The sequence below is a fragment of the Vibrio sp. Vb0667 genome (assembly GCF_033391095.1).
The window spans coordinates 134,349-157,106 of sequence record NZ_JAWPOL010000007.1 but is presented as its reverse complement, the minus strand read 5'-3'; the positions used below and the strand labels follow the sequence as shown (position 1 = coordinate 157,106).

The following is a 22,758-nucleotide window of genomic DNA, read 5'->3' as shown; positions in this document are numbered from 1 at the left end:
ATTGAAACGCTTCGAGGTCGGAGGTTACAGTGCGCGGCAGGCTTCTTGAACAAATGGGTTGTGATTGCCCTGTACTTTTGCAATGCGCTCGTCACGCTCACATTCCCATTTATCGACAGGATAGGTTTTGTTCCAAGCACTCATTAATTGCGTTTGCTGCTTCGACAGTTTGAAACCGTACTCTTTGCTCATGTATAGATAGGTACGAGCAATTGAGCCACGCGCACGGTCTGGTGGCATGACTTTACGCTGCTTAAAGTTCACTTGCATCTCACAGCGACCATAACTCACGCCATCCATACCGTTCCATTGGCTGAAGTTGTAGTTCGAACGGTCACCGTTTACTTCACCAATAGCAGGAGTTAGGTTGTGCAAGTCTGCTTCCATCAAACGAAAAGTTTTGTCTTTTTTCTTACAGTTTTTACGTCCGCCATCTTGCCAGCATTGACGCTGGTGGCCAAATTGCCACGCAGGAACAACGTGCTCCCATTCGATTCGTGCAGCCCGTTTTTCTTGTTTACGGACTTGGTAGCCGCAAGAGGCTAAATCGGGTAAGCCTTTCTTGCCTTGCCATTGAATGTTACAGCCACAGTAGAAGCTTGTTGGATGGTCTTGATAAATTTTGACCGCCTCACGTTTGGCAGCAGAGAATGAGCTCGGTGGCGCGGCAATCGCAGTGCTAGAAAGCGCGATAAGCAACAGAGAGAGTAAGTATTTCATGATAAAAGTCTTTATAAAGTATGACTTTATTCATGATAACACGCATAAAATAGCTTTAGTGATGAGTAAGTTAACAATAAGTGGCGAAGGGAAGGTTTTGACCAACTCGATCTTTATTTTGGGAACGCAAGTAACACTATGAGGTAAGGGCTACGATAATTGAATGCTGGTGAAGTTAAGTGGTTGGCGACATTTTTGACAAGAGTACGTCGCCTCTTTGCGCAGCACTTTATTATGACGGCGAATCGATAGAGGGTAGGTCATACAACCACAACGATACTCAAAGGTTTTACCTTGAACGGATTTTACTTCAAAGCTGTGAGTGGTTTTGGCTGGTACGTTAAATACGGCTTCCATGACGCCTTTCCATTCTTTACCGTGAGGCCTAACTCGCCCGTAAACCTGATAAGTAATCAGGTGTGCTACTTCATGAGGAATGACTTCATCTAAGAATGCTTGGGTGTTTTCGCGAAATAAAACAGGGTTTAGGCGTACTTGATTTAATTGAAGGTAGGCTTTTCCTGCCGCTTTCCCACGGACGTCGAAGGTGATTGTTGGAATCGGGAAAGAACGTTTGAAAGCTTGTTCCGCCATCGCGATACAGCCCGCCATCACTTGCTTGGCTTTATAGCTGAGTTCTATATCCACAATTCACCTCGATAAATCAAATAAAAAAGCCCCCGCATTTGCGAGGGCCAGATCATAGCATCAGTTAATTATGGTGTGTGTTTTTTCTTGATGGTGGCATGGTAAGCGTGCCATGTACCGTAGCCTAGAATTGGCATGGTAAACAACATTCCGATCCCGTAGGTCGCAAAGCCGATAAGAATACCGCCGCAGATGATCGCTGCCCAAACAATCATTGCTGGAATGTTGGATTTCACGGCATTAAAGCTGGTAAATACAGCGGTCATCATGTCTACGCGACGCTCCATCATGAGCGGAATAGAAAAGGCTGAAATGCTAAACACCACACAAGCCAAAACAAAGCCAACTAAAGAGCCGATGACAAGGAAGGGTAGGAACTCACTTAAAGGTGCCCCTTGAACAGAAGGGTAGAGTGCATGAAGTAGAGCGGCAATGCGCATCCAAAATATCATACACACTGCGAGTAACACGGCGAACGCCCATTGAGATGTTGAGTTACGACCGATCGCTTTCATTGAATGGAACAAGCTTGCTTTGTGTCCGCGCTCTCTCTCCCAACTGGCATCATACAAGCCCAGCGCGAGAAACGGACCGATTAACATGTAAACAATCAAACTGGGCATGACGACTAAGTGTGTGCCTTGCCACTGTACGAGCAAAACAATGCCTATCGCAGCAGCCATAAAACAGATGCCATAGAAAGCACTAATAAGCGGCATTCGCACGAAATCATGCAGACCTAATGCGAGCCAATGAAAAGGTGCAGAAAGATTGACCGTATTGCACGGTATGGTTCTGGCGTATTCGTTGTCTGGCACTTCCTTTCGTTTGTTGTGGAAGTCCGATGGATTAACAGTTCGAGGCATAACTCCTCCTTGATTTATTCCCACATTATCCGCTTATACCAACTGACAGCGGTTTTTGTTCAGTCAAACTTGAAGCGACTTTTTCAAGTTTACATCTGAGCATTGGCTTAGTTTGGTATCGGCCATAAAGATGCCTGACTCATGTCTTTACTTAAGTGTTGCTTCCACAGTCGCCAGCATCCGACGTCTCTATTTAAATTGGAGTTAACAATATTTTAACTATTGGCGGAGATGGGATAATTTACAAATAATTGCTTAAAATTTATTCGGTATAAAAATGAGGGAGAAACAGGACTGCTTTGTGGGGCAGGGCGGTATGAGCCGAAATGGCTGGATAAAAGTTGCTGAAAATAAAAAGCCCCCGCCATAGGCGAGGGCTTGATTGATTCTTGCTTGGCTTGATTATTTGATGCCAGCGAAATCGCGTAGAAGTGCAGCTTTGTCTGTCGCTTCCCACGGGAATTCTTCACGACCGAAGTGACCGTAAGCCGCTGTCTTCTTGTAGATAGGTTGAAGAAGGTTAAGCATTTCTTGTAGACCGTATGGACGTAGGTCGAAGAATTGACGAACCGCTTCAATGATGATGTCGTGAGATACTTTCTCAGTACCGAACGTTTCCACCATGATAGACGTTGGATCAGCAACACCGATTGCGTAAGAAAGTTGGATCTCACAACGGTCAGCCATGCCTGCCGCTACGATGTTTTTCGCTACGTAGCGTGCTGCGTATGCTGCACTACGGTCAACTTTTGATGGATCTTTACCAGAAAACGCACCGCCACCGTGACGAGCTGCGCCGCCGTAGGTATCTACGATGATCTTACGACCAGTTAGGCCACAGTCACCCATAGGACCACCGATTACGAAGCGACCGGTTGGGTTAATGAAGAAGTTTGTTTCTTTGTTGATCCACTCAGAAGGTAGCACTGGCTTAATGATCTCTTCCATTACCGCTTCACGCAGGTCTGAAGTTGAGATTGAGTCACAGTGTTGAGTTGAAAGAACAACCGCGTCGATACCAACGATGTTACCTTGATCGTATTGGAATGTTACCTGAGATTTTGCATCAGGACGCAACCAAGGTAGTGTGCCGTTTTTACGAACTTCTGCTTGCTTTTGAACAAGACGGTGAGAGTAAGTAATTGGCGCTGGCATTAGTACTTCAGTTTCGTTACAAGCGTAACCAAACATGATGCCTTGGTCGCCTGCACCTTGTTCTTTAGGGTCAGCTTTATCAACACCTTGGTTGATATCTGGCGACTGTTTACCGATTGTGTTTAGTACCGCACAAGAATCTGCGTCAAAGCCCATATCTGAATGTACGTAGCCGATTTCACGAACGGTTTCACGAGTTAACTCTTCGATGTCTACCCATGCTGAAGTCGTGATTTCACCACCCACCATTACCATACCGGTTTTAACGTAAGTCTCACATGCAACACGAGCCTTTGGATCTTGCTCTAGAATCGCGTCAAGAACCGCATCAGAAATCTGGTCTGCAATTTTATCTGGATGACCTTCTGATACTGACTCAGAAGTAAACAGGTGCTTAGCCATGTTAGCTCCACTATATCTGGTTTAAAACTGGGGAATGATAAACTCTCCAGCGCAAATTAATACTAATTTTTGTAGGTGTATCTACATCTAGACGTCTATTCTAAATTTGATTGCTCGAATTACAAGCTCTTTTTTGGTTTTTGTTATAACCAAACGTTTGCCTGATTTATTGATAATTTTAAGAACTTCGAACGATTTGGCGCGAAAGGTGCAATATTTGTGAGGTTTTGGACTGGAAAACGTTTGCACACCCAACAGGGCTTTGAGAGAATTATGACCTACTTTTCGTTTCGCTTAATGTACTCAGGAGCAGACATGTCGTCTCGTAAACATCTTGCCAATGCAATTCGTGCTCTAAGCATGGATGGTGTTCAACAAGCTAACTCAGGCCACCCAGGCGCACCAATGGGTATGGCTGATATCGCTGAAGTTCTTTGGCGCTCTCACCTAAACCATAACCCTTCAAACCCAGAGTGGGCCGACCGCGATCGCTTTGTGCTGTCAAACGGTCATGGGTCAATGCTTATTTACTCTCTACTGCACTTAAGCGGTTACGAGCTATCTATTGACGATCTGAAAAACTTCCGTCAATTGCACTCAAAAACCCCAGGTCACCCAGAGTACGGCTACGCGCCTGGTATCGAGACAACAACGGGTCCTCTAGGTCAAGGCATCACTAACGCTGTTGGTATGGCGATCGCAGAGAAAGCACTAGCGGCACAGTTCAACAAAGAAGGTCACGATATCGTTGACCACTTTACGTATGTGTTCATGGGTGACGGCTGTCTAATGGAAGGCATCTCGCATGAAGCATGCTCTCTTGCAGGTACTCTTGGTCTAGGCAAGCTGATTGCATTCTGGGATGACAACGGCATCTCTATCGACGGTCACGTTGATGGTTGGTTCTCTGACGATACACCTAAGCGTTTTGAAGCGTACGGCTGGCATGTAATCCCAGCAGTCGATGGTCACGACTCAGACGCGATCAACGCAGCAATTGAAGCAGCAAAAGCGGACCCACGTCCTACGCTTATCTGTACCAAAACAATTATCGGTTTCGGTTCTCCTAACAAGTCTGGTTCGCACGACTGTCACGGTGCACCACTAGGTCACGATGAAATCCAAGCGGCTCGCGAATACCTAGGTTGGGAGTACGGCCCATTTGAGATCCCGGCAGATGTTTACGCTGAGTGGGATGCAAAAGAAGCGGGCGCCGCGAAAGAAGCAGCTTGGAATGAAAAATTCGAAGCATACGCTGCAGCTTACCCTGCTGAAGCGGCAGAGCTTAAACGTCGTCTAAACGGCGAACTTCCTGCACAATGGGAAGAAAAAGCGAACCAAATCATTGCCGATCTTCAAGCAAACCCAGCGAACATTGCATCACGTAAAGCATCGCAAAATGCACTAGAAGCGTTTGGTCAAATGCTTCCTGAGTTTATGGGTGGTTCTGCTGACCTAGCGCCTTCTAACCTGACCATGTGGTCTGGTTCTAAGTCTCTAGAAACGGAGGACTTCTCTGGCAACTACATCCACTACGGTGTACGCGAATTCGGTATGACTGCTATCATCAACGGTATCGCATTGCACGGTGGTTTCGTTCCTTACGGCGCAACATTCCTAATGTTCATGGAATACGCTCGTAACGCAATGCGTATGGCTGCGCTGATGAAAATTCAGAACATCCAAGTTTACACGCATGATTCGATCGGTCTTGGCGAAGATGGCCCAACTCACCAACCTGTTGAGCAAATGGCGTCTCTACGTGTAACTCCAAACATGAGCACATGGCGCCCATGTGACCAAGTTGAGTCTGCAGTTGCATGGAAACTAGCGATTGAACGTAAAGATGCACCAACTGCACTTATCTTCTCTCGTCAAAACCTAGCGCAACAAGAGCGTACTGCTGAACAAGTCGCAGACATCGCGAAAGGTGCTTACATCCTGAAAGATAGCGAAGGTAAGCCTGAGCTAATCCTTATCGCAACAGGTTCTGAGGTTGAGCTTGCAGTGAAAGCCGCTGAGCAACTAACTTCAGAAGGCAAGAAAGTACGCGTTGTTTCAATGCCATCAACAGATGCATTCGATAAACAAGACGCTGCTTACCGTGAATCTGTACTGCCATCAGACGTAACGGCACGTATCGCTATTGAAGCGGGCATTGCGGATTTCTGGTACAAGTACGTAGGCTTCGACGGTCGCATCATCGGTATGACAACATTCGGTGAATCAGCACCTGCTGGTCAGCTATTCGAGATGTTTGGCTTCACGACTGAAAACGTAGTGAACACAGCTAAAGAATTGCTAGCGTAATTGCAGGACCATCTAAACAGTCGAACGTAAACGACAACTGTTAGATGCTAAAGTTAGAAAGGCCATCATTATGATGGCCTTTTTATTTTTGTCAGGTTTTCCAACCTTGTGGAATGCTTTGGTGAATGCAGTCTAAAAGTACGGATAAGCGCAGTGGTGGTCGTCCTGCTGGTGTATAGCAGTTAATGGAAATAGGCTCAGAAACCCAACCTTCTAAGCATGGTGTGATTCGCCCTGGGTGATGTTTCTCATAGCCGCATGCTGTCCAAGTCGGCAGCAGTCCAATACCATGACCATTCGCGATACTGTCTATTTGCATTGCTATGTTGTCGCTGTATAAGCGACTAACAAAGGGTTCTAAAAAGAACCCACCGTGTTGAGGGTGTGCTAGCATCAATCCATTTTCTTGCACTGAACCAAAATCGATCCATGGATGTGCTTCAAGTTCTTTGGGGTGCGGTATAGGCCCATGTTGTTTTAGATAATTTGGAGAGGCAAAAGGCGTATAGCGAAATACCCCCAGCACTTCTTTTCGCCAGTCTAGCTCTTTACGTTCACCGAGCCAGATGAACAAATCTGGGTCATGATGCGCCTCAGAAAAGTCACTGGTAAGTTGAACTCTAACATCGGGATTATCAGCAAGAAAACGATTGAGTACGCCGCCGAGCCAGCTTCTAACTAAGGCAGTGTGACAAACAATATGCAGTGGCCCTGAAACTTGGTTCGTTAAACCTTGAAGTGCATCATAACTCTCTTCACTTAACTCAAGAATCTGGCGGCTGTAGTGGGCAAAGATCTCTCCAGCTCTTGTCAGAACTAATCGATTACCTTGTCTGGCGGTTAGAGCCTGACCGAAGTCTTCTTCTAATTGTGCCAAGCGACGACTTAGCGTTGATTTTGGCTGATTAAGGGCTTTAGCAGCGGCTGTCAAACTTTTATGCTGATTGAGCGCATCAAAGGCTCTAATTGATGCTAAGTCGTGCATATTTCTTTTACTCCTTACTGCGTTATGTACGAGTTCCATAAATGGAAAGAACCGTTCCATAACTCTCACTATGCATCTCATTCTATTTGTGAATAATTCACTTTCGAAAATAATAATCATTATCAATTATGGAGATGTAGATGTCTACTCTTAGACTGCCAGTTATTACCGCAACTGGTATTTTAGCCTTCGTCAGTGTCCCTCATGTTTTTGCCAATGATGCAGTTTCTAAAATGGAAACAGTGGTTGTAACTGCATCAAGCTACGAGCAATCTCAAGCGGACGCGCCTGCAAGTATTAGTGTTATTTCACGTGAGGAGTTGGACTCCCGTTATTACCGCGATGTGACTGATGCACTAAAAAGTGTGCCAGGTGTTGTCGTGACAGGTGGTGGTGATACCACCGACATTAGTATCCGTGGTATGGGTTCTAAATACACTTTGATACTGGTCGACGGTAAACGTCAAAGCACGCGTGAAACTCGTCCAAATAGTGACGGTCCTGGTATCGAACAAGGTTGGTTACCTCCTCTTCAAGCGATTGAGCGAATCGAAGTTATTCGTGGCCCAATGTCGACGCTTTACGGTTCTGATGCGATTGGTGGTGTGATTAACGTCATCACACGAAAAGATGCGCTAGAGTGGACAGGTAATGTTCAACTGGGCACGGTACTACAAGAGAATAGTCGCTCAGGGGGAGAGCAGAGCGCGAACTTTTTCGTTAATGGTCCGTTGGCTGAAAATTTATCTCTCCAAGTATATGGTCAGTACACAACCAGAGAAGAAGATGACATCGAATACGGTTATGAAGATAAAGATATGCAGAGTATCTCTTCAAAACTGACTTACCAGATTAATGAGCGCCATTCGGTGCAATTAGAAGGTGGCACGTCGGCACAAAGTCGTCGTGGTAATGTGGGCCTTTCAGTGCCGACCACTGGGTGTCGTGGTGGGTGTGAAGACTCACTGAATGAATATCGTCGTAATTACGTAACGGTAAGCCACAACGGTGATTGGGATTCGATTGGCATTTCAGATACTTACTTACAGCGAGAAGAGAGCGAGAACAAATCTCGTGAGATGACGATCACCAACACCACGTTCAAATCGAGCTTGGTGACTGGTATCGGAAACCATACGTTGACGACGGGTGTGGACGCCACTCATGCAGAGCTTGAGGATTTCACCTCCAACAAAGCGTCATCGAAGACTGAAACATCGAATACGCAGTGGGCTGTTTTCATTGAAGATGAATGGAGAATCGCTGATCCGTTTAGCGTTACGCTTGGTGGTCGTCTAGATCATGACGAAAACTATGGCGCGCACTTTAGTCCGCGTGTTTACGGTGTATGGCGAGTTGATCCGTCTTGGACGGTGAAAGGCGGTGTGGCAACAGGTTTCCGTTCTCCGCAATTACGTGAAATTACTCCTGGTTGGGCGCAAGTCAGTGGCGGCGGTAATATCTACGGTAACCCAGACCTTGACCCTGAAACGTCGCTAAACAAAGAAATCAGTGTCTTGTATCAAGGTGACTCTGGTTTAGATGTCTCTTTGACTGCGTTCCATAATGAGTTCAAAGACAAGATCACACGTGTTGTTTGTCCAGATACCATCTGTACAGATGGACCAAACCAATGGGGTGCAGATCCAACGTACCGCATTAACGTGGACGAAGCGGTCACACAAGGTATTGAAGCGACCTTAGCATCGCCATTAACGGAAACCATTTACCTCAGCTCGAGCTACACATTTACCGACTCAGAGCAAAAAACAGGTGAATACAAAGGCATGCCGCTGCAGCAGTTACCAAAGCATCTGTTTAATGTGGATGTGACTTGGCAAACGACAACAGATCTAGAGAGCTGGGCGAAAGTCACGTACCGAGGTAAAGAAATGGATCCGGTTACTGGCCCATCAAGAAACAGTATCGTAGAGCCAGCTTATACCTTTGTGGACGCCGGTGTGACATACCAGTTAACCGACAATACTCGTATTAAAGGCGCTATCTATAACTTGCTGGACGAGGAAATCAGTTACGAAGAATACGGATATATTGAAGATGGTCGTCGCTACTGGTTAGGTTTAGACGTCGCATTTTAATTATCTATCGTTGTAATAAGGTCGAGCATAGTCTCGACCTTTTTTTAATCCTGCTTTACTTTGATTCAACAGGTGCGTTTGTCAGCCTGATCAGGTAGTATCTGTGACACGAAATTTTTGGTAGGGCGAAGGATAAATGCTAAAGGTTGCGATCAATGGATTTGGACGTATAGGTCGTAATGTTCTGCGAGCGGTGTATGAAAGCGGAAAACACCAGCAGATCAAGGTTGTGGCGGTAAACGAACTAGCACAGCCAGAGGCGATGGCACACCTACTGCAATATGACACCAGTCATGGTCGCTTTGGTAAAAAAATTTCCCATGACCAAGAACATTTGCATGTTCATCATGACAGCGGTGAATATGATTCCATTCGCATTCTCCATCTCTCCGAAATCGAATTACTTCCTTGGCGTGATTTAGAAGTTGATATTGTCTTGGATTGCACTGGCGTATTTGGTTCGCAAGCGGATGGGCAAGCGCATATAGAAGCAGGCGCGAAGAAAGTACTGTTTTCGCACCCGGGCGCAAACGACCTAGATAATACGATTATCTATGGCGTGAACCACGAAACTCTGAAAGACGAGCACCGTGTTGTCTCCAATGGCTCTTGCACCACCAACTGTATCGTTCCCATCATTAAAGTACTAGACGAAGCCTTCGGCATAGAGTCTGGCACCATTACCACAATTCATTCGTCCATGAACGATCAACAAGTAATTGATGCGTATCATAACGACTTACGCCGTACCCGTGCTGCAAGCCAATCTATTATTCCGGTGGACACTAAGTTGCATAAGGGGATTGAAAGGATCTTCCCGAAATTTTCCAACAAATTCGAAGCAATTTCTGTTCGTGTTCCAACGGTTAACGTCACTGCAATGGATTTAAGTGTCACAATTAGTACAAATGTGAAAGTTAATGACGTAAATCAAACCATTGTTAACGCATCTCAGTGTACATTACGTAACATTGTTGACTATACTGAATCGCCACTCGTTTCCATCGACTTTAACCACGACCCCCATAGTGCGATTGTGGATGGAAGCCAGACTAGAGTGAGTAACGGGCAACTCGTAAAAATGCTCGTTTGGTGCGACAACGAATGGGGCTTTGCTAACCGGATGCTGGATACTGCCTTAGCAATGCAAGCTTCTTCGCAAGTGGAACAGTAATGACGAAGAAGTGATGGAGAATTTTTATTTCTAGCCTTGAAATAAATCCATAATATCTCCATATCTATAACCAGTTTGAAGAATTAACAGGCTTGGCAGGGTTGCCGAGTTTTCAAAAACTTTAATTATTAAATATTTGAGAGGACACATCATGTCTGTAATCAAGATGACTGACCTGGATCTTGCAGGTAAACGTGTATTTATCCGTGCTGACCTAAACGTGCCAGTAAAAGACGGTAAAGTAACTTCGGATGCACGTATCATCGCATCTCTTCCAACTATTAAGCACTGCCTAGAAGCAGGCGCTAAAGTAATGGTTACGTCTCACCTAGGTCGCCCAACTGAAGGTGAATACGCTGAAGAGTTCTCTCTACAACCAGTTGTTAACTACCTAAACGACGCACTAGATTGCGAAGTGAAGCTAGCAAAAGACTACCTAGATGGCCTAGAGCTAAATGCGGGTGAACTTGTTGTTCTTGAAAACGTTCGCTTCAACAAAGGCGAAAAGAAAAACGACGAAGAGCTATCTAAGAAATACGCAGCACTATGTGACGTATTCGTAATGGACGCATTCGGTACGGCTCACCGTGCTCAAGCATCTACTCACGGCGTTGGTATGCACGCAGACGTAGCATGTGCTGGTCCTCTACTAGCGAACGAACTAGAAGCGCTAGGCAAAGCAATGGACAAGCCAGCTCGTCCAATGGTTGCTATCGTAGGTGGTTCAAAAGTTTCTACTAAGCTAACGGTTCTTGAGTCTCTATCTAAAATCGCTGACCAACTCGTTGTTGGTGGTGGTATTGCTAACACATTCATCGCAGCTGCTGGCCACAACGTTGGTAAGTCTCTATACGAAGCAGACCTAGTTGAAACAGCTAAGAAGCTAATGGACGAGTGTGCAATTCCAGTAGCAACTGACGTTGCATGTGCGAAAGCATTCGACGAGAACGCAGAAGCTGAAATTAAGCACGTTTCTGAAGTACAAGACGACGACATGATCTTCGACCTTGGTCCAGATTCAACAGCTGAACTAGCTGAAATCCTTAAAAACGCTAAGACTATCCTATGGAATGGTCCAGTAGGCGTATTCGAATTCAAGAACTTCGAAGCAGGTACTAAAGGTATCTCTGAAGCTATCGCAGCTTCTGAAGGCTTCTCTGTTGCAGGCGGTGGTGACACGCTAGCAGCTATCGACAAGTTCGGTATCAAAGCGGATGTATCTTACATCTCTACTGGCGGCGGCGCTTTCCTTGAGTTCGTAGAAGGTAAAGTTCTTCCAGCAGTAGAAATGCTAGAAGCACGCGCTAAGTAATTAAAGCAAAGCGGGGGAGTGATTCTCCCGCTTTCTTGTTTGCTGCAACGTGTGAGGAACTCTGCTAGAATAGCCTCAGTTGTGAGCAAACGTTTGCAAGATTTTCAACTTAACAAGTTTTGTTTAAAAACGACAGATAAATAGGATTACATCCATGTCTAAGATCTTCGACTTCGTAAAACCAGGTGTTATCTCTGGCGATGACGTTCAGAAAGTATTTGAAGTTGCAAAAGAAAACAGCTTTGCACTTCCAGCAGTAAACTGTGTGGGTACTGACTCTGTAAACGCAGTACTTGAAGCAGCTGCAAAAGTTAAAGCTCCAGTTATCGTTCAGTTCTCTAACGGTGGCGCTGCTTTCTTTGCTGGTAAAGGTCTAAAACTTGAAGGTCAAGAAGCTCAAATCCTAGGTGCTGTTGCTGGTGCGAAATACGTTCACGCTGTAGCTGAAGCTTACGGTGTTCCAGTAATCCTACACACTGACCACGCAGCTAAGAAACTACTTCCTTGGATCGACGGTCTACTAGACGCTGGTGAAGAGTACTTCGCGCAAACTGGTAAGCCACTATTCTCTTCTCACATGATCGACCTTTCTGAAGAGTCTCTAGAAGAGAACATCGAAATTTCTGCTAAGTACCTAGAGCGCATGGCTAAAATGAACATGACTCTAGAAATCGAACTAGGTTGTACTGGTGGTGAAGAAGACGGCGTTGACAACTCTGATATGGATGCGTCTGAGCTATACACTTCTCCAGAAGACGTTGCATACGCATACGAGAAACTAAGCGCAATCAGCCACCGTTTCACTATCGCAGCATCTTTCGGTAACGTACACGGCGTATACAAGCCAGGTAACGTTGTACTAACTCCAACTATCCTACGTGATTCTCAAGCGCACGTTTCTGAGAAATTCGGTCTTCCAGCGAACTCTCTAAACTTCGTATTCCACGGCGGTTCAGGTTCTTCTCTAGAAGAAATCCGTGAATCTATCGGCTACGGTGTGATCAAAATGAACATCGATACTGATACACAGTGGGCTACTTGGGATGGTATCCGTAAGTTCGAAGCTGAAAACCACGATTACCTACAAGGTCAGATCGGTAACCCAACTGGTGAAGATGCACCAAACAAGAAGTACTACGATCCACGCGTATGGCTACGTGCAGGCCAAGCTTCAATGGTTACTCGTCTAGAGCAAGCATTTGCTGACCTTAACGCAGTTGACGTACTATAATCGTTACTGATTAAGTTACTTAAAAACCCGCTCTTTGAGCGGGTTTTTTTATATCTATCATTTTCTTCCCCTCTGCTTTCTCCCGATATTTTTATGCGTTAGGTTGTATTTGCTAGTGAGATATCTCACCTTTAACGTTTTTTTTAAAGAAAACATGGGAATATCAGTCTTAAGAGTGGCGAAATCAGAGTGCATTGCGTAACCTGTAACAAGTCAGTGTCAGAAAGCTCTGATAAAGTCTTGTTTTGCATATCTTTGCGAAACTCTGACTTTGAAAAAAGTCAGAGTTGGGATATTGTGCCAAAAATCTGACACTGTTCAGTGGAGCAATAGGGATGTTGTTTTAGAAAAGAGCCTTTAAAAAACAAGGTTCATAAATTAACGGCAATTGGATTTATATCTCTTTATTTTGAGGATAAGAATTATGGCAGGTGAATCGGTGGGTATCGATACCACTTTAACGGATGGTCTAACTCAGGCTGAAACTTGGCTGACAAACAATTCAGATCTACTGGTTCAGTACGGTGTGAACATTATCTCTGCGGTGCTTATTCTGTTTATCGGTAATCTTATCGTTAAGGCAGTCGCTGGTAGTGTTTCTAAAGTACTAGAAAAGAAAAACATGGATAAGGCCGTCGTTGAATTTATTCACGGTCTTGTTCGTTACTTGCTATTTGTAATCGTGCTAATCGCGGCTCTTGGTCGATTAGGAGTTCAAACCGCTTCTGTTGTTGCTGTGATTGGTGCGGCAGGTCTTGCTGTTGGTCTTGCACTACAAGGTTCACTATCAAACTTTGCAGCAGGCGTACTTATTGTTGCGTTCCGTCCATTCAAATCAGGCGACTACGTAGAAATCGGTGGTGTAGCGGGTAGTGTTGAAGCAATTCAAATCTTCCAAACAGTTCTAAAAACACCAGACAACAAAATGGTTGTTGTGCCTAACTCTTCAGTTATCGGCGGTGCCATTACTAACTACTCTCGCCATGCGACACGACGTGTCGACCTAGTGATTGGTGTTTCATACAAAGCAGACCTTAAACTAACGAAGAAAGTGATTCGTGAGACGCTAGAGAAAGATCCACGTATCTTGAAAGACCCAGATATCACAATTGGTGTACTTACGTTAGCAGACTCTTCAGTTAACTTTGTGGTTCGTCCATGGGTGAAAACTGCAGATTACTGGGGCGTATACTTTGATGCAATGCAAGGTATTAAAGAAGCATTGGATGAAAATGGTATCGAGATTCCATTCCCACAAATGGATGTTCACCTGAACAAAGTCGACGCTTAATCAAAAGCAGTCGATATTCGAAAGCGAGGCCAATAGGCCTCGCTTTTTTATATTTCGTAAAGGGTGTGATGACCAGCAAGTAAGAGGCGTTTTAGATGTTTACCTGCAAATCCAAATGTGAACTCAGGTAAGCCAGGCGTATAGAGCAACTCTTGATGTTGATAGAGATTGGTATCAACAATGATAGTGATGTATTCCGGTAAGCCTATTGGGCAAACCGCGCCGGGTACGCAACCTAACACTTCGACCATTTCATCGTCATTACAAATAGAGGGACGTTTACCTGTAATCGCTTTAATCTGCTTGGCATCGAGGCGCGAGTCCTTATCTGTCAGATAAACCGCGTAACCTTGTCCTTTGAGTGTTAAAAAGAGGCTTTTGGTATGCGTACCCGTCCAACCAAGCTCTCTCGCAATGCGTATATCTGTCTCAAAGTCTAAGATGGCTTCGTGCTGCCATTCCCGAAAAGGAATAGAGAGCGCGTTGAATCGCTCTCTATTGTTGTTATAAATACGTTTTAGTGACTCCATGTCTTTGCTGCCTTACTACCTGGTGATTACCAATACTTATCAATAAGCTCACTCGCTAAGATATACGCTATTGTGAACATCATCATTGCGATTGCAATGTCGATGGTTTTTTTCACTTTTGGTTGAGAGAGTGTTGGACCTAGTTTGGCTGCTCCTATCGATAAAGTGTAGAACCAAACAAAGGAAGCCATAATCGTACCTAGTGCAAAAGCAATGCGATCATGGCCTTCAAATTGTCCACCGATCGAACCTAGAATAACGACTGTATCTAAATATAAGTGCGGATTAAGCACAGTGACAGCTAACGCACCTAGAATAACCGTTCGACGACCTCGAGCTACGATCTCCCCTTTTGATTCCGATTCACTCTCTGGCTTAAAAGCACTTTTTAGCGAGAGCAGTCCATAGAAGCTCAAGAAAGCAATACCACCAAGTGTCACCGACGTCAGTAAGATTTCATTTTGAGACAGAATTGCACCACCACCAAAGATACCTAGAGAGATGAAAATCATATCTAGCACGCTACAAATAGTGGCGGTTGTTAGGTGGTGGTTACGCTTTATGCCTTGATTCAAAACATACGCATTTTGCGCGCCGATCGGAATGATCATTGATGCTCCTAAACCAAAACCTTGCAATAGAACCCACAAGCTCACACTTCACCTCACTTCAAAATAACAAATACATTTACAGAAAAGGGAAAGATAAAGCGTTTATCTAAATAAGTATAATTAATGATTTTAATCTTACATTAGATAGACTAATTTAACGGGAGGCGTTTGATCAAGAGTGAGAGGAAAGGTATGCGAGGGTTAGATTACAAATGGATTGAGGCATTAGACGCTATAGTTTATCAGGGTAGCTTTGAGCGTGCTGCCGAGCATTTATTTGTTTCTCAATCCGCCATTTCTCAACGTATCAAGCAGTTAGAGAAGTTTCTCGCGCAGCCTGTTTTAATTCGAAGCCAGCCACCTAAGCCAACGCCAATTGGTAAAAAATTGTTGGGTCTTTATCGGCGAGTACGCTTGCTAGAGCATGAAATTCTCCCCGAACTAAAAAATGATACCAGTACGCGACCTGTGCAACTCTCTTTAGCGACTAATGCAGATAGCCTTGCAACATGGCTACTGCCAGCGCTGCAAAATGTTATGAAGCAGCGTCAAGTTGAACTAAAACTGACTATCTATGGTGAATACCGCTCTATTGAAAAACTCAAAAGTGGCGAAGTGACAGGAGCGATCAGCTTGGAGTCCCAGCCAATCCCCGGATGCAGAGCAGACTATTTAGGTCGCATCGATTATGTTTGTGTCGCGAGCCCAGAGTTCTATCAGCGTTATTTTTCTAAAGGCGTAAATAATCAGACATTGGCAAAAGCACCGGCCGTTTCATATGACCAATATGATGATCTACATAAAACATTTCTTACCGAGCATTTTAACGTCAATCCTGACAGCGTTATTCATCACAACATCAGTAGTTCTGAAGCGTTTCTAAAAGTGGCGTTAGCTGGTGTTGCTTATTGCTTGATCCCCCGCTTGCAAATTACCGACGAATTAGACAGAGGTGTGTTGGTTGATGTGACTCCAGGTTTTTTAATGTCCCATCGGATTTATTGGCACCACTGGCAGTTAGAAACTGGGGTATTACAAGAAATCTCACACGCGATAGTGGGGTATGCGCAGCAGCATCTACCTCAATAAGTTTGTCAGAGCTGCATATCGTAACTTAAGTGTGTTTTGTTTAAAAATTACGCCAATGTTACATAGTCAAAGTTGTGTTAGAAGTCACTATGGGTGCTTGGATAATCGGCGGAAGTTTCTATTATGAAACCACACGCTTTCTCAGCCATGATAGTGATGTTGGAATCTGAGATTAAGTACTTAATTTTGTATGGATGGATTTATTGAATGAAATTGTATTCATTTTTGCTGGCTTCAGCACTCAGCCTTACCAGTGCTTCAGTTTTGGCGAATACGCCAGAGTTTGCTCATGTTACGACAACGGGGTATGGCGAAGTGACGGCCACACCTGATATGGCTACGTTTTCTGTAAAAGTAGTCGATACGACAATGACGGCCGAACAAGCGAAATTGTCCGTAGATAAAACCGTTGAAGAGTTTCTAAAAAGCTTATCGGATGCCGGCTTGTCAAAAGACAATATTACTAGCTCGAATTTATACCTTGCTCCTCAGTACCATTACCCTAAATCAGGAAAAGCAGAACTTGTTGGGTATCGAGCATCTCGCAGTATTGATGTCACGGTGACGGATCTGAAAAACCTTAACCAATACCTAGATATGGCGTTAGAAGCGGGAATTAATCAGGTTGATAATATTCAACTTAAGGTAAGCAACCAAGCCGAGTATCAGCAAAAGGCACGAATGGCTGCGATTAAGGACGCAAGAGAAAAAGCAGGGTCATTAGCGACTGGTTTTGAGAAAAAGTTGGGCGATGTATGGCAGATCAATTACAGACAGATGCACGTTCAGCCTGTGTTAATGCGTTCAATGGCGATGGATAGTAAAGAAGGAGCGAATAGCTACCAAGATTCAACCATGATCATTCGCGATCAAGTCGATGTCATTTATAAGCTAAAGTAAGGCTTAGCAAACAGTAAAAAGCAAAAGGCAGGGAGTTACAACCCCTGCCTTTGTCGTTTCTGTTTCACTGTTTAGTGAAGGATACGAGCACGGATTGTGCCTTCAATGTTTTTGAGCTTTGTTAGAGCTTCTTCTGCTCGTTCAGTTTCAACGTCGATCACTACGTAGCCTATTTCAGCGGCTGTTTGTAGGTACTGCGCGGCAATGTTAATGCCTTCTTCAGCAAAGATGGTGTTGATCTGAGTTAGAATACCAGGACGGTTCTTGTGGATATGAAGCAGACGAGAGCACTCTCCACTGTGTTCTGGCAATGACACTTCAGGGAAGTTTACGCTTGAAAGTGTCGAGCCGTTATCAGAGTACTTAGCCAGTTTGCCCGCCACTTCTAAGCCGATATTCTCTTGTGCTTCTTGCGTTGAACCACCAACGTGTGGAGTAAGGATGACGTTATCGAATTTTTGTAAAGGAGACTCGAACGGGTCAGCATTCGTTTTTGGTTCAGTTGGGAATACATCAATTGCAGCGCCAGCAAGGTGACCAGCTTCTAAGCTATGGCAAAGTGCAGGAATATCCACAACGGTGCCACGTGCCGCGTTGATAAAGATGGAACCTGGTTTCATTCGAGCAAATTCAGCTTCACCCATCATGTTTTTCGTTTCCGGTGTTTCGGGAACGTGCAAAGAAATCACATCACATTTGTTCAATAGTTCACTCATGGTATGTACTTGCGTCGCATTACCAAGGGACAGTTTGTTCTCAATATCGTAGTAGTAAACGCGCATACCTAAGTTTTCGGCAATAATACCAAGCTGCGTACCAATGTGACCGTATCCGATAATGCCAAGGCACTTACCACGAGCTTCGTAAGAGTTGTCTGCACTTTTCTTCCAAATACCGCGATGTGCAAGTGCATTCTTTTCAGGAATACCACGCACTAGTAAAAGGATTTGCCCAAGTACAAGCTCTGCCACGCTTCGAGTGTTAGAGAATGGTGCATTAAAGACAGGAATACCGCGTTTTGCTGCTGCATCTAGGTTTACTTGGTTAGTACCAATACAAAAACAGCCAATTGCAACCAGCTTGTTCGCCGCATTGATTACCTCTTCGGATAGGTTCGTACGGGAGCGGATACCAATGAAGTGCACGTCTTTTACTGCTTCAATTAGTTCTTCTTCCGGAAGGGAACCTTTATGGTATTCAATGTTGGTATAACCAGCTGCTTGAAGAACTTCAACTGAAGAAGGGTGGAGCCCCTCTAACAAGAGGATCTTAATCTTTTCTTTTTCCAGTGAAACTTTGGCCATTTTTTCTCGTCCTTAAAATGGAAAGGTGGGCTAATGTGGCGCACATTGGGCAAAACTATTAAAAAGGGGATAATTAACAGTTTTGTAGGAAGACAAACGTTTCCCTGTGCGTCTTCTGTTCAATAAAGTAACAAAAAAAAATTGCTTTGGGTAAGAAAATTACGGAATAAGAGATAATTTTCTTATAGAAAGGAATAAAAAACGGTGCCTTGCAGCACCGTATGTAATGAAATAACAGAAAAGTGAACCAGATAGGTTCATTTTGGGCTGTTATTTATTCTTCAATTTTTGCACCTTCTGGTGTGCCAGTGATCACTACGTCAGCACCACGATGAGCGAAAAGACCCACAGTCACCACACCAGCGATGCCGTTTATTTTGTCTTCCATTTCTTTCGGGTTGGTAATTTGCATATTGTGCACATCCAGAATCACGTTGCCGTTGTCAGTCACAACGCCTTCACGGTAAGCTGGATCACCACCTAGTTTTACCAATTCACGAGCCACGTAAGAGCGTGCCATTGGGATTACTTCAACAGGCAATGGGAACTGGCCAAGTACGTCAACTGCTTTAGTGCCGTCAACGATACATACGAACTTATCAGAGATTGCTGCGACAATTTTCTCACGAGTCAGAGCCGCGCCGCCGCCTTTGATCATTTCACGTGCTGGGTTGATCTCATCTGCGCCATCAACATACACATCCAGCTTCATTACATCGTTACACTCGTATACTTCAATACCAAGCTCTTTAAGGCGCTCAGTTGAAGCGACAGAGCTAGACACTGCACCTTTAATATCATCTTTGATAGTGCCTAGTGCATCGATGAAGTGATTCACGGTAGAGCCAGTACCAACACCGACAATGCTGCCTTTCTCAACATATTTTAGTGCTGCCCAACCAGCCGCTTTTTTCATTTCATCTTGAGTCATGCCAATCTCCTGAATAGATGTTCGTTAACGTTTGCGGGCGTGATTATAGCGGCTTACTTGTCACTTTCCCATTGCCATATTTGGCTTGGGGTCACGATCTTAGGTAATGGAATGTCCCAGCTTTCAATTGGTAAGCGTTCTACATGTTGGCAGTCATGAGCGATACCAACAGGTTTAGCTCCCTCTCCAGTTATAAACCAACGTGACAGAGTACGATCGTAGTACCCTCCGCCCATGCCTAAGCGGTGTCCGATACTGTCGAACCCAACTAAAGGCGTGCAGATTAAATCAAGCTGGCGAACGGGTTTGAGGTGTCTGATATCGAGCTTGGGCTCTAAGATGCCGTACTTGTTGTAGACGAGCTGTTCATCACTTACATACTGAAGAAACAGTAACTGACCTTTAGAAAAGGGATGGATGACGGGCAGATAAACCGATTTTCCCTGTTGCCATAACCATTCAATGAGCGGTTTAGTATCAAGCTCACCGTCTGCAGAAAGGTAGATGGCAATATGTTGCGCCTGATCGATTTCAGGAAGTTGGGAAAATTGAGTAATAAGGTCGATTCCCGCTTGGTATTGCGTATCACTGCACAGAGCGTTGCGCTTTTCACGAATCAGTTTGCGGAAGTCTTGTCGAGAGAGGTCTGACATAGAGAGAATACCCCAGGGTGCCGTTGAGGATTGTGGCCCTTGAACCAGCTGGTTCAAGGCGGATCAGCAATGACAACCGTAGGCTTCTCGGTGCATGCCGAGCTTGCTCAATAGTTACCAAATACTAACCCTTAGGTATTGCTTATCGGCTCAGGGACTTAAATCCTGCTGACGCACACCCCAGGGTAAATTTTGTATTTACTGCTGTCCTTGCGTAACTTTGCTTAGTGCGTTCTCTAAAGACGCGGTGAGCTTTTCCATTCGCTCAGTAATTTCTTGCTGTTGACCATTGGATTCGTATGACTTGGTGTGCAACTCATAGCAAATATTCAATGCAGCAAAGGTCAGCAGTTGGATTTCATTGGTTACCTTAGTACGTTCGCTCATTTCTTTCAATCGGCGATCCAGATCTTTTGCCGCTGCAACAAGAGACTCTTCTTGTCCTGTCGGACAATTCACTCGTGTAAGTTTGCCTAATATTTCAACGTCGATCGCTTGATTGCTCATGATGAATAAACTCTATATTCGCGCTATCTAAGGTGTTGCTTCATACAACTACCGAGGAGCAAACTATAGGAAAACCGCTATTAAGATTCAAGCATTTCCCATCACAGAAAGAGAAATGATGACGAGATCACACAGGAATTGGGCAAATTGAACAAATGCTGTCCAAAATTGAATTTGATAGCCGTTTCAGACCACTAACCTTGATGGTAGGATATACCAATACATTATTACGCAAGAATGAGCCAAGTTATGAGTGAAATCACCCTTCCTGAATACCAATCTATTGCTGCTGAACTGCAATCTGCAAGCCTAGCAGTAACACCGGCGGAGTTACATGGCTTATTTGTCGGCATGTTAAGTGGTGGATTGGCGATCAATGATCAAACTTGGCAGCCTATTCTGTTTGACTACACCAATGATGGTATGGGTTGGCCTTCTACCGCACTAGCTTTTGCTCAAAGCGTATTCACTGTTACTGTCAATGAACTAACTGGCACGTCGATGGAGCTGTCTTTATTATTGCCAGATGAGCCGGGCGAAGAAGGCTTATTCGCATTAGCCGACAGTGTGTCCGACTTTGTAAACCACTTTATTTCTGGGCTAGGTCTAGCAGGCGTTGCGCTTAACAAAGCATCTGATGACGCTAAAGAAGCACTGGCTGATCTAGAAGAGATTACCAAATTAGGCATTGATGAAGATGACGATCTTGGTGAACAAGCGCAATTGCTAGAGCAAGTGATTGAGCACATCAAAGCTTGCGTACTAACGATTCATGCTGAATTTGGTGTTCGTCCTGAAAGCAGCGACAAAAAACCTACTATTCACTAATCGTAGACCGTCCAGAGGTTAGTATGAAGCAATATGATGTAGTCATTGCTGGTGGTGCCATGGCTGGTGCAACGTTAGCATTGGCGATTGACCATTTGTCTCAGGGAAAGCTCCGCATTGCCGTCGTTGAGCCTTTTAAAGCACAATCAGATATGCACCCTGGTTTTGACTCTCGCTCAATCGCATTGTCTTACGGTACTGTCAATCTGTTGCGTCAACTACAGCTCTGGACGTCAGTAGAACCGTTTGTCACACCCATTGAACATATCCACGTTTCTGACCGTTCTCATGCTGGGATGACGGAGATTACCAAGCAAGAGGTTGGGGTTGAAGCTCTAGGGTATGTTGTAGAATTAGCCGATGTTGGGCGTGTATATCAAGAATTATTAGACAGCAGCGAGTCAATTACGCTGTTTTGTCCTGACTCCGTTACCGATATCGAGCGCGAGCAAAACTGTACCCATGTGACGTTGAAAAGTGGTGAGCAACTTGAAGCAAAACTGCTGGTGGCTGCAGATGGTGCTGTTTCGACCTGTTGTCAGAAAATTGGTCTAGAACTTTCTGAGCAAGATTTTGAACAAGTGGCTGTCATTGCCAATATTGTGACTCAAGAACCTCATCAAGGTAGAGCCTTTGAACGTTTTACTGAAAATGGCCCTGTTGCTTTATTGCCAATGAGTGACAATCGAATGTCCTTAGTTTGGTGTTTGCACCCTGAAGAAGCCCAAGCCGTTCTTGAGTTATCTGATCAAGCATTTCTCCAGCATTTACAGAACGATTTTGGTTGGCGTTTAGGCGCGATGAAAAAAGTGGGGCGTCGTGCAAGTTACCCATTACTTCTTCGTCATCGAAAGCAAAATATTTCACATCGCTTTGCGATTGTTGGAAATGCGGCACAAACGCTGCACCCGATAGCTGGACAAGGCTTTAATCTCGGTATTCGCGATGTAGTCTCACTAGCAGAAGAAATTGTACAGCAAAGTGAGGATGTGGGTCTTTATCAAGGCCTGATGCGCTTTAGTCAACGTAGAGAAGCAGATCGAAGCGAAACTATTTGGCTAACCAGTGCCTTGGTGCATGTTTTTTCAAATGATTTACCCGCGATGCGAATTGGCCGAAATACTGCCTTAGCAGCGATGGATAACCTTTCTATTTTTAAGCAGCCGCTAATACGCCATACACTTGGTTTGGTAAAACGATGAACGGCCGCAC

General features: G+C 44.7%; 21 protein-coding genes and 1 other RNA gene. 10 read left to right on the top strand and 12 right to left on the bottom strand.

Annotated elements, in window-relative coordinates; genetic code table 11:
• Positions 1-24: 24 nt before the first annotated feature.
• The 4 genes from endA to metK form a co-directional block, all read right to left on the bottom strand.
• Entirely contained in the window at positions 25-720 is a 696-nt protein-coding gene (gene endA, locus R8269_RS10280) for a deoxyribonuclease I (protein ID WP_053306786.1), read from the bottom strand.
• A gap of 150 nt (positions 721-870) precedes the next feature.
• A complete protein-coding gene (locus R8269_RS10275) occupies positions 871-1,368 on the bottom strand; it encodes a SprT family zinc-dependent metalloprotease (RefSeq protein WP_318222526.1) in 498 nt (165 codons plus the stop codon).
• 68 nt (positions 1,369-1,436) lie between these two features.
• On the bottom strand, positions 1,437-2,234 hold the full coding sequence (locus tag R8269_RS10270) for a DUF2189 domain-containing protein (RefSeq protein ID WP_005381026.1): 798 nt from the start codon (positions 2,232-2,234) through the stop codon (positions 1,437-1,439).
• Between the two features lie 402 nt (positions 2,235-2,636).
• Entirely contained in the window at positions 2,637-3,791 is a 1,155-nt protein-coding gene (metK, locus tag R8269_RS10265) for a methionine adenosyltransferase (RefSeq protein WP_005381027.1), read from the bottom strand.
• 315 nt (positions 3,792-4,106) lie between these two features.
• On the opposite strand from metK, the gene tkt reads away from it, so the two are divergent.
• The gene (tkt, locus tag R8269_RS10260; protein ID WP_171346186.1) at positions 4,107-6,101 is read left to right on the top strand and encodes a transketolase; all 1,995 of its coding nucleotides are present in this window, start codon (positions 4,107-4,109) and stop codon (positions 6,099-6,101) included.
• A 91-nt stretch (positions 6,102-6,192) separates the two neighbouring features.
• On the opposite strand, the gene R8269_RS10255 is transcribed toward tkt, so the two are convergent.
• Entirely contained in the window at positions 6,193-7,086 is an 894-nt protein-coding gene (locus tag R8269_RS10255; RefSeq protein ID WP_318222525.1) for a LysR family transcriptional regulator, read from the bottom strand.
• Positions 7,087-7,226: 140 nt separating this feature from the next.
• On the opposite strand from R8269_RS10255, the gene R8269_RS10250 reads away from it, so the two are divergent.
• The 5 genes from R8269_RS10250 to mscS all read left to right on the top strand — a co-directional run bounded on the left by R8269_RS10250 (position 7,227) and on the right by mscS (position 14,193).
• The gene (locus R8269_RS10250) at positions 7,227-9,185 is read left to right on the top strand and encodes a ligand-gated channel protein (protein ID WP_005380999.1); all 1,959 of its coding nucleotides are present in this window, start codon (positions 7,227-7,229) and stop codon (positions 9,183-9,185) included.
• A gap of 136 nt (positions 9,186-9,321) precedes the next feature.
• Positions 9,322-10,359 carry an erythrose-4-phosphate dehydrogenase gene (gene epd, locus R8269_RS10245; protein WP_005384545.1) on the top strand — a complete coding sequence of 346 codons (1,038 nt, stop codon included), beginning with the start codon at positions 9,322-9,324 and terminating at the stop codon, positions 10,357-10,359.
• 151 nt (positions 10,360-10,510) lie between these two features.
• Entirely contained in the window at positions 10,511-11,671 is a 1,161-nt protein-coding gene (locus R8269_RS10240; RefSeq protein WP_005384547.1) for a phosphoglycerate kinase, read from the top strand.
• Positions 11,672-11,825: 154 nt separating this feature from the next.
• The gene (fbaA, locus tag R8269_RS10235) at positions 11,826-12,902 is read left to right on the top strand and encodes a class II fructose-bisphosphate aldolase (protein WP_005380996.1); all 1,077 of its coding nucleotides are present in this window, start codon (positions 11,826-11,828) and stop codon (positions 12,900-12,902) included.
• A 424-nt stretch (positions 12,903-13,326) separates the two neighbouring features.
• A complete protein-coding gene (gene mscS, locus R8269_RS10230; RefSeq protein ID WP_005384548.1) occupies positions 13,327-14,193 on the top strand; it encodes a small-conductance mechanosensitive channel MscS in 867 nt (288 codons plus the stop codon).
• Positions 14,194-14,240: 47 nt separating this feature from the next.
• On the opposite strand, the gene R8269_RS10225 is transcribed toward mscS, so the two are convergent.
• Entirely contained in the window at positions 14,241-14,723 is a 483-nt protein-coding gene (locus R8269_RS10225) for a YbaK/EbsC family protein (RefSeq protein ID WP_005380994.1), read from the bottom strand.
• A gap of 26 nt (positions 14,724-14,749) precedes the next feature.
• Positions 14,750-15,379 carry a LysE/ArgO family amino acid transporter gene (locus R8269_RS10220; RefSeq protein WP_031780897.1) on the bottom strand — a complete coding sequence of 210 codons (630 nt, stop codon included), beginning with the start codon at positions 15,377-15,379 and terminating at the stop codon, positions 14,750-14,752.
• Between the two features lie 147 nt (positions 15,380-15,526).
• Here R8269_RS10220 and R8269_RS10215 point away from each other — a divergent pair, with 147 nt between their 5' ends.
• Positions 15,527-16,423 carry a LysR family transcriptional regulator ArgP gene (locus tag R8269_RS10215; RefSeq protein ID WP_005380990.1) on the top strand — a complete coding sequence of 299 codons (897 nt, stop codon included), beginning with the start codon at positions 15,527-15,529 and terminating at the stop codon, positions 16,421-16,423.
• A gap of 207 nt (positions 16,424-16,630) precedes the next feature.
• Positions 16,631-17,323: an oxidative stress defense protein gene (locus R8269_RS10210; RefSeq protein ID WP_005384550.1), complete on the top strand. Its 693-nt coding sequence runs from the start codon at positions 16,631-16,633 to the stop codon at positions 17,321-17,323.
• A 71-nt stretch (positions 17,324-17,394) separates the two neighbouring features.
• On the opposite strand, the gene serA is transcribed toward R8269_RS10210, so the two are convergent.
• From serA to R8269_RS10185, 5 genes are all read right to left on the bottom strand, one after another.
• Positions 17,395-18,627 (bottom strand): phosphoglycerate dehydrogenase, encoded by a 1,233-nt coding sequence (gene serA, locus R8269_RS10205; protein WP_017821632.1) that lies wholly within the window; start codon positions 18,625-18,627, stop codon positions 17,395-17,397.
• A gap of 274 nt (positions 18,628-18,901) precedes the next feature.
• Positions 18,902-19,558: a ribose-5-phosphate isomerase RpiA gene (gene rpiA / locus R8269_RS10200; RefSeq protein ID WP_005380982.1), complete on the bottom strand. Its 657-nt coding sequence runs from the start codon at positions 19,556-19,558 to the stop codon at positions 18,902-18,904.
• A 53-nt stretch (positions 19,559-19,611) separates the two neighbouring features.
• Positions 19,612-20,211, bottom strand: a complete 600-nt coding sequence (locus R8269_RS10195; protein ID WP_017633556.1) for a 5-formyltetrahydrofolate cyclo-ligase — start codon at positions 20,209-20,211, stop codon at positions 19,612-19,614.
• 5 nt (positions 20,212-20,216) lie between these two features.
• Positions 20,217-20,401: non-coding RNA, 6S RNA (gene ssrS, locus R8269_RS10190), on the bottom strand.
• 8 nt (positions 20,402-20,409) lie between these two features.
• Complete coding sequence (locus R8269_RS10185; protein WP_005384553.1) at positions 20,410-20,718, bottom strand: cell division protein ZapA; 309 nt, start codon at positions 20,716-20,718, stop codon at positions 20,410-20,412.
• A gap of 249 nt (positions 20,719-20,967) precedes the next feature.
• Here R8269_RS10185 and R8269_RS10180 point away from each other — a divergent pair, with 249 nt between their 5' ends.
• Together R8269_RS10180 and ubiH are read left to right on the top strand one after the other, a co-directional pair.
• Positions 20,968-21,546, top strand: a complete 579-nt coding sequence (locus R8269_RS10180; protein WP_258476521.1) for a YecA family protein — start codon at positions 20,968-20,970, stop codon at positions 21,544-21,546.
• 23 nt (positions 21,547-21,569) lie between these two features.
• A complete protein-coding gene (ubiH, locus tag R8269_RS10175; protein ID WP_213969993.1) occupies positions 21,570-22,748 on the top strand; it encodes a 2-octaprenyl-6-methoxyphenyl hydroxylase in 1,179 nt (392 codons plus the stop codon).
• Positions 22,749-22,758: the final 10 nt, after the last annotated feature.